This window comes from Parashewanella curva (genome assembly GCF_003675895.1).
Taxonomy (GTDB): domain Bacteria; phylum Pseudomonadota; class Gammaproteobacteria; order Enterobacterales; family Shewanellaceae; genus Parashewanella; species Parashewanella curva.
This window is the reverse complement of the sequence record NZ_ML014762.1, coordinates 1-15,564: the sequence shown is the minus strand read 5'-3', so window position 1 is coordinate 15,564 and position 15,564 is coordinate 1. Positions and strand designations below refer to the sequence as shown.

Below are 15,564 nucleotides of genomic sequence, written 5' to 3'. Positions count from 1 at the left end.
GATGAAAGCCTTTAGTCAAAAACCTGCGCGATTGTCATTGCTTATTGCCGTTAGCATAGGATTAAGTGCCTGTGGTGGACAAAAAGCACAGGAAAATGCCGCTACAAACACCAATACAGAACCGACACCAGCTCAAGCAAAAGAGTTTATCCATAAAGCAGAAAGTAAATTAGCTGATATGTCTATTGAAGCTAACCGCGCAGAATGGATTTACAGTAACTTTATCACTGAAGATACTGCAGCATTAGCCGCAGCCGTTGGTGAAAAGTACACTGCAAACTCTGTGAAATTCGCCACTGAAGCCGCTAGATTTGCTAGCGTAAAGCTTGACCCAGTGAACGAGCGAAAGCTCAACATGTTACGCACAAGTTTGGTATTACCCGCTCCGTTAGATCCTAAAAAGAATGCAGAACTTGCTAATATCAGTGCCGAACTCAATGGCATGTATGGTAAAGGGAAATACTGCTTTAAAGATGGCAAATGCATGACTCTACCTGAGTTGTCTGCCATCATGGCTGAATCACACGATCCTAAATTGCTTGAAGAAGTCTGGGAGGGTTGGCGCGAAATATCTAAACCGATGCGCCCTTTGTTTGAGCGTGAGGTTCAGTTAGCCAATGAAGGTTCCCGTGATCTTGGCTTTAAAGACCTATCTGTTTTATGGCGTAGCCAATACGATATGAAACCTGACGACTTCTCACAAGAACTGGATCGCTTATGGGGGGACGTAAAACCACTTTATGAATCGTTACACTGTTATGTTCGTGGTGAACTAAATAAAGAGTACGGTGATGATGTGGTTTCAAAATCTGGCCCTATCCCTGCTCATTTATTAGGTAATATGTGGGCACAGTCTTGGGGCAATATCTATGATGATGTAGCACCTGAAAACGGTGACCCTGGTTATGATGTGACTAAACTATTAGCTATGCACGACTACGATGAAAAGAAAATGGTCAAACAAGCTGAAGGTTTCTTTACCTCTCTAGGTTTTGATGCTTTACCAGAAACTTTCTGGACTCGCTCTTTGTTTACTCAACCGAAAGATCGTGACGTAGTGTGTCACGCATCTGCATGGGATCTTGATAACAAAGACGATATTCGTATCAAGATGTGTATCCAAAAAACCGGTGAAGAGTTTACCGTTATTCACCATGAACTTGGACACAATTTCTATCAACGTGCTTATAAAGAACAACCTTTCTTATTCCAAAACAGTGCTAACGATGGCTTCCACGAAGCGATTGGCGATACCATTGCGCTATCTATTACGCCAAAATATTTGAAAAAAATTGGTCTACTTGAACAAGTGCCCGATCAGTCAAAAGACATTGGTTTATTGCTAAAACAAGCACTGGATAAAGTCGCATTTTTGCCATTTGGCTTGATGATCGATCAATGGCGCTGGAAGGTCTTTAGTGGTCAAATCAAACCGAGTGAATATAACAAAGCTTGGTGGGAACTAAGAGAAAAATATCAAGGCATTAGACCTCCTGTTGCTCGCGACGAAAGCGACTTTGATCCGGGTGCTAAATATCACGTACCAGGCAATGTTCCTTACACTCGTTACTTCTTAGCACATATTCTTCAGTTCCAATTCCACAAAGCATTGTGTGATATTGCTGGGGATAAAGGCCCCGTTAACCGCTGCTCAATATACGGCAATAAAGCCGCTGGTGAAAAGCTTAACAAAATGCTTGAAATGGGCGCAAGTAAGCCTTGGCCTGACGCTCTTGAAGTGGTTACGGGCAAACGCGATATGGATGCACAAGCGGTTCTCGATTATTTTGCACCACTTAAAGTGTGGTTAGATAAGCAAAATAAAATGCAAAATAACCAGTGTGGTTGGTAATAACTTAATAGCTCAAATAAAGCCTGCAGAGCAGGCTTTATTTACTGTTATAGAGTCATAAAAAAATCACACCAAGTTTTAAGTATCATACTGAATTGCCTTTGATTTTTTCTAGCTGACTCACTTTTTCCACATTCCGTGTTAGCATAAAAAATCTACCTCTTGTATCCCATAAGCCAAGGCATCCATTCAAAAACAGAATTAATCACTTATTCCAATATCTTTTACTTAATAAATTTTTAATCGAATTAGTAGGTTAACTTTTGTTCACAAAAAGAGATTTACTATCAATACGTTGTTTAACCTTTCTCCAAATATAAAAGCACACTTTTAATGTATTAAGGAGACATTATGTGCATGGCAACCGTACCCTTTTCCTCAGCTCTAGGGCTAGTTAATAAGCTTGAAGATACCGCCAATCAAATATATCAGCACCTCCCTTCAGCGGAGACAGTGCTCTCTGCTTCGATAGCCACTGGTGCAGGTTTAGCGACAGGTGGTATTGGCGCTGCGGGTATGGGTTTAGCTTATTGTGTCGCCGCTCAGCAAACAGGAAAGATGGTTCAATTTATCGAAGAAAAAGGAACAGAGTTATTACCTCAATCAGTAAGAAGCAAACAAGGTGTTAAATATGCAGTCAAGGCTAGCAGTACACTATTACAAGGCGCAGCGATGGGGGCTCTTTCTCCGTCTGGTTTTGCTGCTGGCACGATAAAAGCGACTGCAGGTTTAGTAGGTGGGCAGTTTGCAGCTAAAGCTTCAGATACCGTTTGGGAAGAATTGAAAGTCCCCAAAGATAGTTATGCTCGCCGTGGAGCAAATGCTGTCTTTGGTGCAATGGGGGCTTATGCCGCTGGTCAAGTGGCAGATGGTGTAGTGGATTACATAAACAGCCGTATTCCAGCCATGCCTAAGTCAACAAGCACAGATCAGGGTGTGGTTATCGATGCAGATGGCGATGCATACTATGATGCACCACAAGAACCATTAATAAAACGGCACCTTGAGTCTCCAAACCTTAAAGACAGTTTGCAGCCAAAGCGAATGGTGATGCGTGAATTATTGTCTTTAGATGAAGAATATATAGACCCGCTACCACCTGTTCAAAACTGCACAATGCCAAGACCTGAAATAATTTTTCCCAAGAACAAGACAATCTCAGGGAATGATGGGTACTGTGGTGAAGCAATACTCGATGGAGCTTATGCATGGACTGCAAAGGGACATTCAGCTGAAAAAGCAAAGCTAGTTGTCAATTTTGGCTTTTTGCATTTGAATGAAAGTGCAGCAAGAGAGGCGCAAATTTTCCTTGATTTGCATGAGCATGGTTTTCATTTAGTTCCTGCTTTGTGCTTGTTGGAAGGCAGTGCAGGGTATAGAGCCTATGTAAACGTTACTGACATTAACTATCACCATAAAGGCTCTGTTGGCTTTGTAGGGTTAAACAACACGTTAATTAATGCCACTCTTGTGTTAACAAATAACGACTATGTAGGAGGGAATGTATCATCTAATGCAGCCGCTGGTGCAACCGTATTGATTGAGAATTCAAATGGAATAGGGTTACAGTCTTTTGGTCAAGCCTGTGCCGATGCCAATATGAAAATCAATAATTCTGGTGGTATCGGATTTGTTTCTAAAGAAGATTCAGGTAAGCGATGTAATTTAATTATTGTGAATACCGCAGGGAACGGTGTTGATGCCAATGGTAAATCACTTCACAACGCTACACTTAATGTGCAAAACACGGGTGGCTTAGGTCTAGCGGCTTCTGGCACTGCACTGCTTCAGGCAAATGTTACGATTTGCCAAAATGGAACTGTTTTGTTTAGAGGTGGCTCTGGCAAAGCCGCTAACTTATTTGTCCAAGACCAAGGTAAAGTAACGTTTGCTAATGTTAGTAAAGGCGAATCGTTCCAGACAAAGATGGAAGCCATCGACGATGCAATTATTCAGTTAATAGACGTACCCGCCAATTCATTTATTACTTTACGTGATAACGCACGAATAATTAATTTGAACGGGAGTGACATATTCAGCCATGAAAATTTAACTATCACAGATTTAAGAAACTTGCCTGAGCCTTCTAGTTCAAGCTCAAGCTCTGTAACCAGCCCCAATCAGCCAACACCATCAACTTCAACTTCAACTTCAACTTCAACTTCAACTTCAACTTCAACTTCACAAAAATTAACGCATTCTACAGAAACTCAAGATATTTCTTTATCATCAGCGCCGCCAACAAACAGTGTTAATCGTAATGTAACCCAAGATAAAGTGACATCAACATCATTTTCGAAAAAATATGTCCTACCAAGTTTAGATCCAAGTGTCACATCCGCAGTTCACAACATTGATGAGGGCATTAATACAAACATTATTGTTATCGGTATTGTCATTTTTGCAGGAGTAACTATTTTAATAACGGCTTCAGGTGTGGTGATTTGCTGCGTTAAGTGCAAAACAATACAGCGAGTGCAAGAAAGATTCCGTGTGGAAGGTATTGAGCTCAATGCAGAACAGGCCAAGCAAGTTGTAAAAGAGCTTTCCCTTAAGGCCGTACGTGAAACATCCCCAGAATTATTGGATACAGCTAATACTAGTAATCAAGACCAACCTGCAAAAAATGTTGGAGCTTCAAGTGGATTCGTTCTGTTAAATCTTGATGCACTTGAATCAAGCACATTTGATAAGGGCGAATATCAATTAAAAGTTTCATGAACTAGTGTTGTCTAACTATATAGATTTGTCTTTTGATGAGTGAATTGCTTCTGCTTTTTCTAATTGAAATTTATGCGCCGAACTGCTTTTTTAGGTTGATATTAAGTTTTATACTCGTGATACTTGAAGATGCGACTTTCAGGGCTTATTCAGCGTTGCATTATTCGAGGCGTGAAAGTGCAGAACTAGCGGGCTAATTCAAGCTTTCACAACAAAGAAGAATCAATGCTGAAAAGCCCACGTAGTGCGAGTTTAATTGCCATTTATACTGCGTTACTTTCCTTTGTAATAGAATAACTATTACTACAGGTAAGTGCCTTGCCTAAATGACAATTAATTCTCGCTGAAATCCTGCATCTTCAGGTATCACGAGTATATTCATATGGGTTAAGAAAATTCTCTTTAATGAATCGAAGATGCATTTCTTTGCTCTGATAAATATTTATTAGACTTTTTATCATAACGCGATTTTGTCCAGTAACGTGTTTCGTTCGGTATAATATTTATTACTCCAACTTTCCTCTAGAAAGGTGCTTCGGAGGAACCTAGCACGATACTTATCATCTTCTATAACAAAATTTAGATACAAGAATCACGGTTTCAAGAGAGTCGAGTATTACACTTTATTACTCGACCACATTTACTAACCACCAACAATAATTCGTTTTTTTTCAACATCAGAAATTTTAAAGATTTCTATCGATTGTAATTCAGCTTCGGCCACCCTATCGTTCCATTGATAGTCTTGTTTAACTTTAGTCGTGCTGGTCACCGCCCCTTTTTGGCTCCACAGTCGATTACCGTAAAAAACATATCCCAATTTTTGTATGTCTTTCACCAAGGTCTCCAACTGCATTTGATTTTCAGCACCCACAACTTCTCTCCAAGGAGTGAATGCGGTAATTGGATAATCTAATTCGGTAACTGGGTTATCAACCTCACAACCATGATGAACCACCTTTTGAGCACCAAGACCCGCGACACCATTATTTATTTCGTTTCTTACCGTTAATGTAAAAGCGGTAACTCTTCCAAAGTTAGGAAGCACAAACATGCGCTCTTTGGAGCCAGTAGCTTTAGATACAGCAGCTGCTGCATCTTTAAAACGATTGCCATTAAATTTAGCAAGGCTGGCAAAGTTTGATAAATGAGGAGTTACTGAAAAAAGATCATAATCCGCTGTCAATGGTAGCCATGTTTGTTGATCGGCTAACACCTGCATAATTTCCCAATCTTTTTGACCACTACCAAAATCGATTTCAGTGAATACCCAATACCCTTGATGCAACTTAGGTACCTTCTTAATCATTCTGGCAGCTTCCATGCGATATTTTTTATAAACCAGTACATGATCTCCAGTGGGCATTTGTTGGTTGGGATACAAAAGAAAATGCACATTGGGTTTGATAGGACTAAAAACCTTTAACGTGCCATTTTCTTGTCTCATCGTTTTGATTTTTAGATGTTTTTCTAATTCAAAGACTCGTTCACGAGAAATAATCAAAGGCACAGCTTTCGCGTAGTGACCAGAAATACTTTCTTTTACTTTTTTATTAAAAGCACCAATGTCAGCTGAAGGTTTAGTTGCCAGTTTACTGTATGCTTGGTTACAACAAATGAAGCCAGATTGTGGCCCCCAATTAGAGCTTTTTCCTTTGACATGAAGATCTTTAGTAGCGAACCCTTCTTCGATAAGGGTAGTTGAGTCAGGATTGACGGGTCTAACTAAGATAATGGCGTTATTTCGTTTTGCTACATCGAACAGAACAGCTGCATGAGATGAAACTACGCCAGAAGCTTCTACAGCGTTGTTTGAATATTTCATTGCGCTAACTCATTAAGTTGAGTGACAAGAATAAGCTAAAAGTCGATTGAAAATAGATTTGTTTTTGAACTGAAGCCACAGAATAGGCAGTTAGACACACTTTGTAAATATTATTTTCTGTTGCTCAAAGAGACTTTAATTTATATTACAAATTAAGTTTTTAAAAGTGTACATTTCATGCGTTCTATTTTGCTGTTCATTAGTATTTTTGTATTGAGCCATCACTCATTGGCTAATTCACAACTGCAGATCAACCAAAAAATGAATCAAAACTATCAGGCTTATATTGAAGCGTTTTCTGCTCTTGATAGTAAACGTCTAGCAAACATTTATCACAAAGATGCCATTTACATTTCCGAACATCGAAAAGATAAGCTCGTATTCGGAAACAAAAATATTGAGCAGATTTATCAAAAGTTTTTTAATCGTGTAAAACACAAAAACGCTAAGGTTAGTGTTGGGTTTCGAATTATAAATAGAGAAATCACCCAAGAGAGAGTAACAGATATAGGGTATCTATTAATTCGTGTATTTCCCGCCTCCCATACTGAACAAGGTGTCTCTGAGTTTGCGAGCAAATTTTTGATAATAGGTGACAGAAGCTCTCCTGAAGTCACCTCTTGGAAAACCGAAATGAATACCCATACAAAGCCTCGTCATTACTTTGGACTTACACCAGAAAAATTGTTATTTTTCAGTAAAACAAAAATGCTCTCTAAGGAATAACAATGAGTGATACTCCACTTTGCCCTTGTGGGTTTCAAGAACCATATCAGGATTGTTGTTACGCATTACATAATCAAACACGCTATGCAAACTCTCCAGAAGAATTAATGCGCTCTCGCTATAGTGCTTTTGTAAAGAGAAACTTCGAATATATTATTGCAACTCAAGATGAAGCATTTCACCCTGGGATTACGGCAGAGCAATTAGCAACTCCTCCTCTGCCCTATTGGCTTGCTTTGAATGTTATTGAGTCAACACAAAACGCCCACTCTGGTACTGTCACCTTTAAAGCTTGGTATTGCTTGTCAAATCAGCTCGACGCTATTTTTGAAAAATCTAATTTTATATTGAAAGATGGACGCTGGTTTTATACTGATGGAGAGCACTTTAAGGTTACACTCCCTACTCGTAATGATACTTGCTTTTGTGGTAGTGGGTTAAAGTTCAAAAAATGTTGTTCAAAAGTGGTTGAGTCTTTTAGGGTCTAGACTACAGGTGCAGAATAACCAGAAATTTGTTTGAATTAGGCTGAGCTAGAAAATGAGATTGCTGGATTACATGACACATTCAGCTTTTACTTCCCCAATCTCAAGAAACTTCATAAAGTCCGCTTCTCGAATCGCTGGGCTGTATAAATATCCTTGCCCTTGATGACAATGCTGTGCAATCAAATAGCCTTCTTGCTCTCCTGTTTCAATCCCTTCTGCCGTCAAAGATAAGTTCAATGCTTTTGCCATCGCGATAATAGCATTAACAATTTCTCGACTTTCGTGGCTGTCGGTAATATCCGAAATAAACGAGCGATCGATTTTTAATTTTGAAATAGGCAGCTGTTTCAAGTAACGCATTGAGCTATATCCCGTTCCAAAATCATCAATAGCTAAACCAACACCTAGCTCTGATAATTGCTGACAAAGATTTGTAGCCATTTGAATATCAGTCATAATTTCCGTTTCAGTTATCTCCAAAATAAGTGACTGAGGCGTTAGCTGATATTTGTTAAGCAAATTCCAAACTTTTTCAAACAAGTCGTCGCTGAATAATTGACTCGCGGATACATTGACATTCATAGTCAAATCAGGCTTTTGGTGATGCCACAGGTTTAATTTCCGACACGCTTCTTCTAATACCCAATCTCCCAGAACATTAATAAAACCGGTTTGTTCTGCAATCTCAATAAAACTCCCCGGGAAAATGACGCCTTTTTTGGGATGATTCCAGCGAATCAAGGCTTCTGCTCCTGTGTATTCACCGGTTTTTAAATCACGCAATGGCTGGTAATAAAGCTCGAATTGGCGGTTATTCATCGCCACATGCAGGTCTTGCTCAATCTGTGCTTTATCTAAAAATGAGGATAATAAGTCGTGGTTAAAGCACTGAATGGGTATCGTCACTTTTTTCTTGGCAATTTGCAAAGCCAAATCAGCACTGGTCAAAGGTGAGACTAAATTAGCCACTTCAGCAATATCCACAATGGCCAAAGCAGGTTTAGGCTCAACACTTTGTCGCTTAATTTGAATTTTACTACTTAGATTTTGATAAAGTTCTAAAGCTAAATGCTCAATCTCATCCATCGAGAATTCACTGCTTAAGATAATGGCAAACTCATCACTGCCAACTCTCGCCACTTCTTTTGCTTTTTTAACCTCAGCGAAGTGTTTAAGCTTTCTCGCTACCTCTATTAATAGTGCATCGCCTTTTTCATGCCCATAAGTATCATTAAAATGCTTGAAATTTTTAAGGTCTATTAATACTAAATAACCATTAAAGCTGCGTTCTAATAAGCTATTAAAATAGGTTCGGTTTTTTAAATTAGTGAGCGTACAATTCCATGCTAAGCGCTCTAACTCTTCTTGTTGCTGACGTTTCTCAGTAATATCTTCATTATTAATCAGAGCGTATTTTTTCCCTCTCGACGTTATAAACGGGCTACAGTTATATCCAGCCCAATAACTTTTACCTGAAGGTGTATCAACTTTAACTTCACCTACAACTTTCTCTCCTTTTTTGAGAGCAGCAAGCATATTTTCTGCAACATCTGGTCGAGATTTAAATATCATCAACTCAGTAATAGGTTTACCCATAAAAGTTTCCTTGGCTACACCTGTTATCTTTTCATAGGCATCATTTACGAATTCTACTATTTGAGTTTCCATGTTTACTAACATGAAAATCTGCTGAGCTTGTTCAGCGGCACATTTAAATAGAGATATTTGCTCATCTTGAGCATAGGTATGATTCGTGGCCAGAGTTAACGCTAATTGGTCTGCAAGCTGAGAAACAAAATAGATTTCGCTATCCGTCCAATTTTTTTGTTGGTCAGTTCGTTCTAAATTAATAACACCTTCAAGATGACCATTGATACGAATAGGCACATCTAGAAAGGACTTAATATTACTAGGCTTGATATAAGTTTCGATAAACTCTTCGACTCTTGGGTCTGTCGAAGTATCGTTGACATCAATGACTCTACAGCTCTTGAGTTGCTCTAAATAATTTGGGTAGATGTTAATTTGGACGAAATTTTCACCATCCTTGATGCTTTTCAGTCCACTATGAGAAACTAAACTTAGCGCTTCTTGAGCACGATTGAACAACCAAACACTGACACCTGTGATGTTTAGGTGCTTTAGTAACAAATCAGTAACCAACTCAGCGGTTTCTTTAAAATTTCCCTGTTGTTTTTGTTCTGAGTTAACTATGGATTCAACAATGTGCTGATACTTACGACGCTTCACATATATCCCTTATGAAAGCCAAACCTTCAATGAGGCCAAAGATTACTTTATAAAAAGAGGGTAATTCAAGCCTGCATTGTCCAAATGACAATATTCTATACTAATTTATTTTGCATTTGAAAAAGCATCTTCTCTACTGCAACTACAAAATCAAAAGTTAATACTAATTCATTGTTAATCGAATCAAGATGATAACTCACATCGCTAAATTGACTGGTAGCTGCTGCGATTAAATCTTGAGCTTCTTGCTCAGCCCTGTCACCAGATAAAGAAACCACTAGCTGCTTATCATCTTCACCAATCACGGCACCAACATCAACAAAAGCACCGCATGTGTTGCATGTATCATTCACATCCAATAACTGGTTTTGTTTAATGCTTTTCATGGCGAACCTCTTTGTTTAGAAAGAATCGGCATTATATGTCATCGTCATCTTCCTCTTCCTCAACTCTGACTTAGATCACTAAATCGAGCATTTGCTCCTGCTTTTGAATGCTCTCAACTAAATTTAGTTCTAATTTTTTTTGATTTTGCTTAACAGGGTTATGTTTTAGCTGAACATGGATATCACAATTTTCAATCGCTTGTTGCAGACCAAAGTATCTTGATCCTCGAGTCACTAATGCTTCAGGCTTTAGTTCTTGCTGAAGTCTGAACTCTGTTAAACCATATTTATGAAAAATAGAGCCATTATCGATTGGATTTTCATCTTTTGATAGATCGGTTACTAACTCCTGAGCGCAGTTCTCAGAAAACGGAGCCATAGCTTGAACATCTTGCGACATCAGTGCCAGTAACAGTGAAAACTCGCTGCGATGGTTAGACGTGGTGGCCTTGTTTAATTGGCCTCCTATATCTAACTCATTAACTATTACTGGCTTCAGCTGCATAAACTTTCATCAAAAAAGACTTTCTTTGGTAATTTATCGACCATACAAGCTAGAACTTTAGCTTTATTTGACTTTCACCCTTTACAGTTTGAAAAAATCTGACTACTATTGCCGCCGCAAAATAAGGAGGGGTTCCCGAGTGGCCAAAGGGATCAGACTGTAAATCTGACGGCTCTGCCTTCGAAGGTTCGAATCCTTCTCCCTCCACCATTTTTGCAATCAAAATATAAATAAATAGTCATGGAGGGGTTCCCGAGTGGCCAAAGGGATCAGACTGTAAATCTGACGGCTCCGCCTTCGAAGGTTCGAATCCTTCTCCCTCCACCATTTATTTATTCTTATTTTGAAACAAAGCACAATTCCAAATGTGGAGGGGTTCCCGAGTGGCCAAAGGGATCAGACTGTAAATCTGACGGCTCCGCCTTCGAAGGTTCGAATCCTTCTCCCTCCACCAATTTCTTTGACCCACAAGCTTTTTTTTCCATACTAATTTCTCTATCCTTTACTCAGAATCTATTTAGATGGAATTTTCAATGAGTAATTCTTGGGTAAATCAAGCTATACAAAAAATCGAAGCAGACTATCAGCGTAGTGCTGACACTCACTTAATCAAACTAGATATTCCAAGCCTTGCTGGTATAGATATTTACCTAAAAGATGAAAGTACGCACCCTACAGGCAGTTTAAAGCACCGCCTTGCACGCTCTTTGTTTCTTTATGCCATCTGTAATGGCTGGGTAAAACAAGATACTACGATTATTGAGTCCTCCTCTGGCAGCACCGCGGTTTCTGAGGCCTATTTTGCAAGATTGTTAGGTCTGCCCTTTATTGCCGTTATGCCTAGCAGTACTGCTAAAAAGAAAATTCAGCAAATTGAATTTTATGGTGGTAGATGCCATTTTGTTGATCATTCAAGTGAAATCTATGCCGAATCTGAGCGTTTAGCTAAAGAACTTAACGGTCACTATATGGATCAGTTTACGTATGCAGAGCGTGCCACTGACTGGCGTGGTAACAACAATATTGCCGATTCTATTTTTACACAAATGACACGAGAGCCTCACCCAATTCCTAAGTGGATTGTCATGAGTCCAGGGACAGGCGGGACATCAGCAACTATAGGTCGTTATCTTCGTTATCAGGCATTAGACACTAAGCTCTGTGTCGTCGATTCTGACAACTCGGTTTTTTATGATTACTATCAAACTGGCAACAAAGCGCTCACCTGTAAAACAGGCAGTAAAATTGAAGGCATAGGCCGCCCGCGAGTAGAGCCTTCTTTTATTTCTGGTGTGGTTGATCATATGCTTAAAATTCCAGACACAGCTTCAATCGCAACAATTCATTGGCTTGAACAAATCATAGGTAAAAAAGCGGGGGCATCTACTGGTACAAATTTATATGGTGCTTTGCTGCTTGCTGAAAAAATGAAAAACAATGGTGAGACAGGATCAATTGTCACCTTACTTTGTGATTCAGGAACCCGCTATTTAAATACTTATTATGATGATACTTGGGTGACAGCTAATATCGGAGATTTATCAAAATCGAAGTCTTGGCTGGAGCAGTTTGCTTAAACAATAATTAACTAGGATTGGCAGCTCGTTAATATAACAATGGAACAAATTTATTTTTTGTATTGTTATGGTTACTCAACTATCGGCGAATCCAATGGATTCTGCCTATCCTTATAAGGGTGAAGCCAACGGCCACACTCCAGCTATGCCATTAACGCTAGATGTAGATGTAAAATATCAAATAACAGAGTTAAATGGCTCAGCATTGCAGCACTCAACATTTCACACAAATGTGAAAGTAACACATGATCCAGAAAAGCAAGTTTTCTATGGAAAGCCTAGAAATACAGATACTGCACGTTCAAAGCAGTGGACAATGAAGGACAGTCATGTTGTATCATGTGCTTTCATCCTTGCAAGTTTATCTTTTGGCTTGGGCATAGGGGTAATCATCATTTTATTAATGCTTGCTCAAGCCAATTAAAACCAGACCTAATCCTCAACTAATTTAAGTTTAATAGTTGAACAATAATTCATTGTACTTTGAGTCCTGTATGCGTAAGTGTAGGCGCATATGAATTTAAGAGATTTACAGATCATGGCTGCAAAAATTGAATTTTTTGACCACTTGTCTCCAGAAATTGCTTATCAACAACCGAACACTCCTGCTTCTCAGTCTCAAGAAAAGCTAATCATAGAAGATAAAACCTATAAGTTGATTTCACATTCTAAAAGCTGTAGTAAATCGACTCAAACGAATTCAGCCTATTTTAGTGCAGAACCTGAAACGCAAGCGAGTACTATTAATTTAAGTGGCTCAAGAGAGCTGGTTCAAGCTAATGATAAATCTATCAGAGCTTCTCAGGAAAAAGCACCTTCAAGCAAACTATATAGATTCTGTCACCACAAACAAACGAAGGACTGTTTTATTGTAACAATTGTAGCGGTAGCCATTTCTCTTCTGCTCTTTTTCGCAGTCATTGGCGTATGTTTTGGTCATGGAAACAACAGCCTATGCAATTCAACTAACTCAACATGGTAACTAAAAAGCCAGCTTATGTTGGCCATAATCTAAATTCTGTTTCAGTTTATTTCTTTAAATATTTTTCAGGGATTAGTTCAACTTTTTCACGAAATTTTTCACTCGTCATATTGATACCAAGCAAACAAGCTATATCATCATCAAGGCAAGTTGGTTGATGTTCAAACGATAAGATTTGTAGCTGAACATTTTCTTTATCTTCGAATAGAGTTCGTTTTCCCGTCGCATAAATTAGAACTGGAAGTTTTGTTTCAACAACTTCACTAATACAACGGCCAATGGGATGATGAAGTAGATATAAAACATCATGTTCACTATAGAACTTAATGGTATCTACAATGCTATTTTGGAAGACTTCCACATTAGGCCATGGATCTATGGGACGTGCCAAATCGCTGGCTGCACTAACTTTTAAGTATGGATTAAGCGCTGCTGTCGCCATTCCTCGTCCACACCCAATTTCAATACGGAATTCAGACGCATTTTTAAGACAATCTGCCACTTCTTTTGCATGAACCTCAGAATAAGCCTGGTGGATTTGTAAGAAGATCGTCAAAAGTCGAAAATATATATTCATAAACCGTTGAAGATAAGCATCTATATTTTGCGAAATTGCATCAGGCTTACATGAACGTTGAAGTAATTTCTTTAGCCTTACCGCCCCCAGAAGAGACTTAGGGATTATGCCCTTCGCTATTGTTTCTAACGAATTAATTTCACCATCTAATATTTTTATCGCCTGTCTTTCAAAGCACCTTGTCTGTTTAAAAAACATCATAAAGATTGTCAGTGCTGCTAGATAGTTAGCTTGATTATTAATCAACGAAGCCTGTTGCTCGCTGAGGCGTTGAGCCTGCTTTTTCTGTTTTAATTCAATACAATGAAAAGCAGCCAGCAATGCGTGGTGAATCTGATTGTCCTGCGTATTTAACTCTGTTGTATATAGTGCAAAAGTCTTTAGGTGTTCCTTAACTAATTTGTTAGCCTCTGTAAATGTGTACCCTTCCGTTTTATTCAAATAATGGGAAATCAAAAGCTGCCTATTTTCAGGTGAAGTTGGCAGTGGCGAATTAACATAATAGAAAGCAAAGGTTCCGTCATTCAAATGCAATCGAATAACAGAACCTTGATGAAATGAACCATCTTCTAAATTAGTTAACGCTTCCTCTGATGTATAAAAGTCGGCAGCATTAATGAACTCAACTCGAGATGTAGGTGCGGAAGTGGTAATAGACATAATGAAACAATAATAACATTGACGCTTCAAAAATATTACAAATAACTAAAACTGTCACGTTAATATCTATTAATCAATCTATTACAGTGAGCAAATATCAATCAATATCTAAATATTTATGGGTTTGAATTGATAAACGCCAGTTACGTTTAATACACGTTGCCATGGCTAATTCAGTAGCTCTAGGCTTTTGGCTAATGGGCTGTAAACAAATCGTCTTTTCAGATAGATCAACGCCGTCAAGTAGCTCATCCAGCTCATCAATATGCCCTTGCTTGGCTATTGGATGCTTAATTTCATTCGCTCGCTTTAAGGCTTGATCTAAAACCTTATACCCGCCTTTCATATTAATTTTCGGTGACACTGTCACATAGGTTTGCTCATCGCACTTAACTGCAAATGTGCCGCTGGTTTCAATTTGGGCTTGATAACCGTTGGCATGTAGCCCTTGCGTTAATTCCGTTAAGTCATGAATACATGGCTCCCCGCCAGTTATCACAACTAATTTGGCAGTAAACCCTTTATCTTGAAAAGCGGACATTAAAGATTCAGCGGAATGCATTGCCCAGCGCCCTATCGTACCATCAACCTGAATGACTTCTTCTGGTGCAACTTGATTATGCAGCTCCTGCTCCCACGTTTGCTTAGTATCGCACCAACTACAGCCTACAGGACAACCTTGAAGACGAACAAAAATTGCAGGAACTCCAGTATGACTACCTTCACCTTGAATGGTTTCAAACACTTCATTTACTGGATATTGCATTGAGACACCAATTTTACTGTTGAGCTTTGAATTAAGGGACGCTGTTATAGAGGATTTTTACTTTAGCTGCAAGTACAACTCTCTCAAAAGCGAAGAATAAAAGATATTAAATCGCCCATACCCATAGGTATCTACACAATGTGATCACTTTCTAAGCAATTAAACTTTTTCATGGAACTGTTTGAAAAAGTGGCGATCAGATCTGCAAATTCCCTTCAACTGACGATAAAAATGGATTTGTTTGCACAA

13 protein-coding genes and 3 tRNA genes are annotated in these 15,564 nt (G+C 38.8%); 10 read left to right on the top strand and 6 right to left on the bottom strand.

Annotated features, from left to right (window positions below; translation table 11 throughout):
- The first annotated feature begins 1 nt into the window (after window position 1).
- Window positions 2-1,852 carry a M2 family metallopeptidase gene (locus tag D5018_RS05785; protein ID WP_121838062.1) on the top strand — a complete coding sequence of 617 codons (1,851 nt, stop codon included), beginning with the start codon at window positions 2-4 and terminating at the stop codon, window positions 1,850-1,852.
- 357 nt (window positions 1,853-2,209) lie between these two features.
- Window positions 2,210-4,573 (top strand): hypothetical protein, encoded by a 2,364-nt coding sequence (locus tag D5018_RS05780; protein WP_133309242.1) that lies wholly within the window; start codon window positions 2,210-2,212, stop codon window positions 4,571-4,573.
- Between the two features lie 643 nt (window positions 4,574-5,216).
- On the opposite strand, the gene D5018_RS05775 is transcribed toward D5018_RS05780, so the two are convergent.
- A complete protein-coding gene (locus D5018_RS05775; RefSeq protein WP_121838060.1) occupies window positions 5,217-6,398 on the bottom strand; it encodes an anthrax toxin-like adenylyl cyclase domain-containing protein in 1,182 nt (393 codons plus the stop codon).
- A gap of 177 nt (window positions 6,399-6,575) precedes the next feature.
- Here D5018_RS05775 and D5018_RS05770 point away from each other — a divergent pair, with 177 nt between their 5' ends.
- Both D5018_RS05770 and D5018_RS05765 read left to right on the top strand, forming a co-directional pair.
- Complete coding sequence (locus D5018_RS05770) at window positions 6,576-7,124, top strand: hypothetical protein (RefSeq protein ID WP_121838059.1); 549 nt, start codon at window positions 6,576-6,578, stop codon at window positions 7,122-7,124.
- A gap of 2 nt (window positions 7,125-7,126) precedes the next feature.
- Window positions 7,127-7,612, top strand: a complete 486-nt coding sequence (locus D5018_RS05765; RefSeq protein WP_121838058.1) for a YchJ family protein — start codon at window positions 7,127-7,129, stop codon at window positions 7,610-7,612.
- A gap of 66 nt (window positions 7,613-7,678) precedes the next feature.
- On the opposite strand, the gene D5018_RS05760 is transcribed toward D5018_RS05765, so the two are convergent.
- From D5018_RS05760 to D5018_RS05750, 3 genes are all read right to left on the bottom strand, one after another.
- On the bottom strand, window positions 7,679-9,862 hold the full coding sequence (locus D5018_RS05760) for an EAL domain-containing protein (protein ID WP_121838057.1): 2,184 nt from the start codon (window positions 9,860-9,862) through the stop codon (window positions 7,679-7,681).
- A 95-nt stretch (window positions 9,863-9,957) separates the two neighbouring features.
- On the bottom strand, window positions 9,958-10,248 hold the full coding sequence (locus D5018_RS05755; protein ID WP_121838056.1) for a DUF406 family protein: 291 nt from the start codon (window positions 10,246-10,248) through the stop codon (window positions 9,958-9,960).
- Window positions 10,249-10,318: 70 nt separating this feature from the next.
- On the bottom strand, window positions 10,319-10,753 hold the full coding sequence (locus D5018_RS05750) for a VC2046/SO_2500 family protein (protein WP_121838055.1): 435 nt from the start codon (window positions 10,751-10,753) through the stop codon (window positions 10,319-10,321).
- A 125-nt stretch (window positions 10,754-10,878) separates the two neighbouring features.
- Here D5018_RS05750 and D5018_RS05745 point away from each other — a divergent pair.
- From D5018_RS05745 to D5018_RS05720, 6 genes are all read left to right on the top strand, one after another.
- Window positions 10,879-10,963, top strand: a tRNA-Tyr gene (locus tag D5018_RS05745).
- 32 nt (window positions 10,964-10,995) lie between these two features.
- Window positions 10,996-11,080, top strand: a tRNA-Tyr gene (locus D5018_RS05740).
- Between the two features lie 42 nt (window positions 11,081-11,122).
- Window positions 11,123-11,207 (top strand) — tRNA-Tyr (locus D5018_RS05735).
- Between the two features lie 79 nt (window positions 11,208-11,286).
- Complete coding sequence (locus D5018_RS05730) at window positions 11,287-12,330, top strand: PLP-dependent cysteine synthase family protein (RefSeq protein WP_121838054.1); 1,044 nt, start codon at window positions 11,287-11,289, stop codon at window positions 12,328-12,330.
- Between the two features lie 94 nt (window positions 12,331-12,424).
- Window positions 12,425-12,754 carry a hypothetical protein gene (locus tag D5018_RS05725; protein ID WP_133309241.1) on the top strand — a complete coding sequence of 110 codons (330 nt, stop codon included), beginning with the start codon at window positions 12,425-12,427 and terminating at the stop codon, window positions 12,752-12,754.
- A 114-nt stretch (window positions 12,755-12,868) separates the two neighbouring features.
- The gene (locus tag D5018_RS05720; protein ID WP_133309240.1) at window positions 12,869-13,312 is read left to right on the top strand and encodes a hypothetical protein; all 444 of its coding nucleotides are present in this window, start codon (window positions 12,869-12,871) and stop codon (window positions 13,310-13,312) included.
- A 46-nt stretch (window positions 13,313-13,358) separates the two neighbouring features.
- Here the strand turns inward: D5018_RS05720 and D5018_RS05715 are convergent, their stop codons facing one another.
- Both D5018_RS05715 and queE read right to left on the bottom strand, forming a co-directional pair.
- Window positions 13,359-14,549: a hypothetical protein gene (locus D5018_RS05715; protein ID WP_121838051.1), complete on the bottom strand. Its 1,191-nt coding sequence runs from the start codon at window positions 14,547-14,549 to the stop codon at window positions 13,359-13,361.
- Between the two features lie 97 nt (window positions 14,550-14,646).
- On the bottom strand, window positions 14,647-15,315 hold the full coding sequence (queE, locus tag D5018_RS05710; RefSeq protein ID WP_121838050.1) for a 7-carboxy-7-deazaguanine synthase QueE: 669 nt from the start codon (window positions 15,313-15,315) through the stop codon (window positions 14,647-14,649).
- Between the last annotated feature and the right edge of the window lie 249 nt (window positions 15,316-15,564).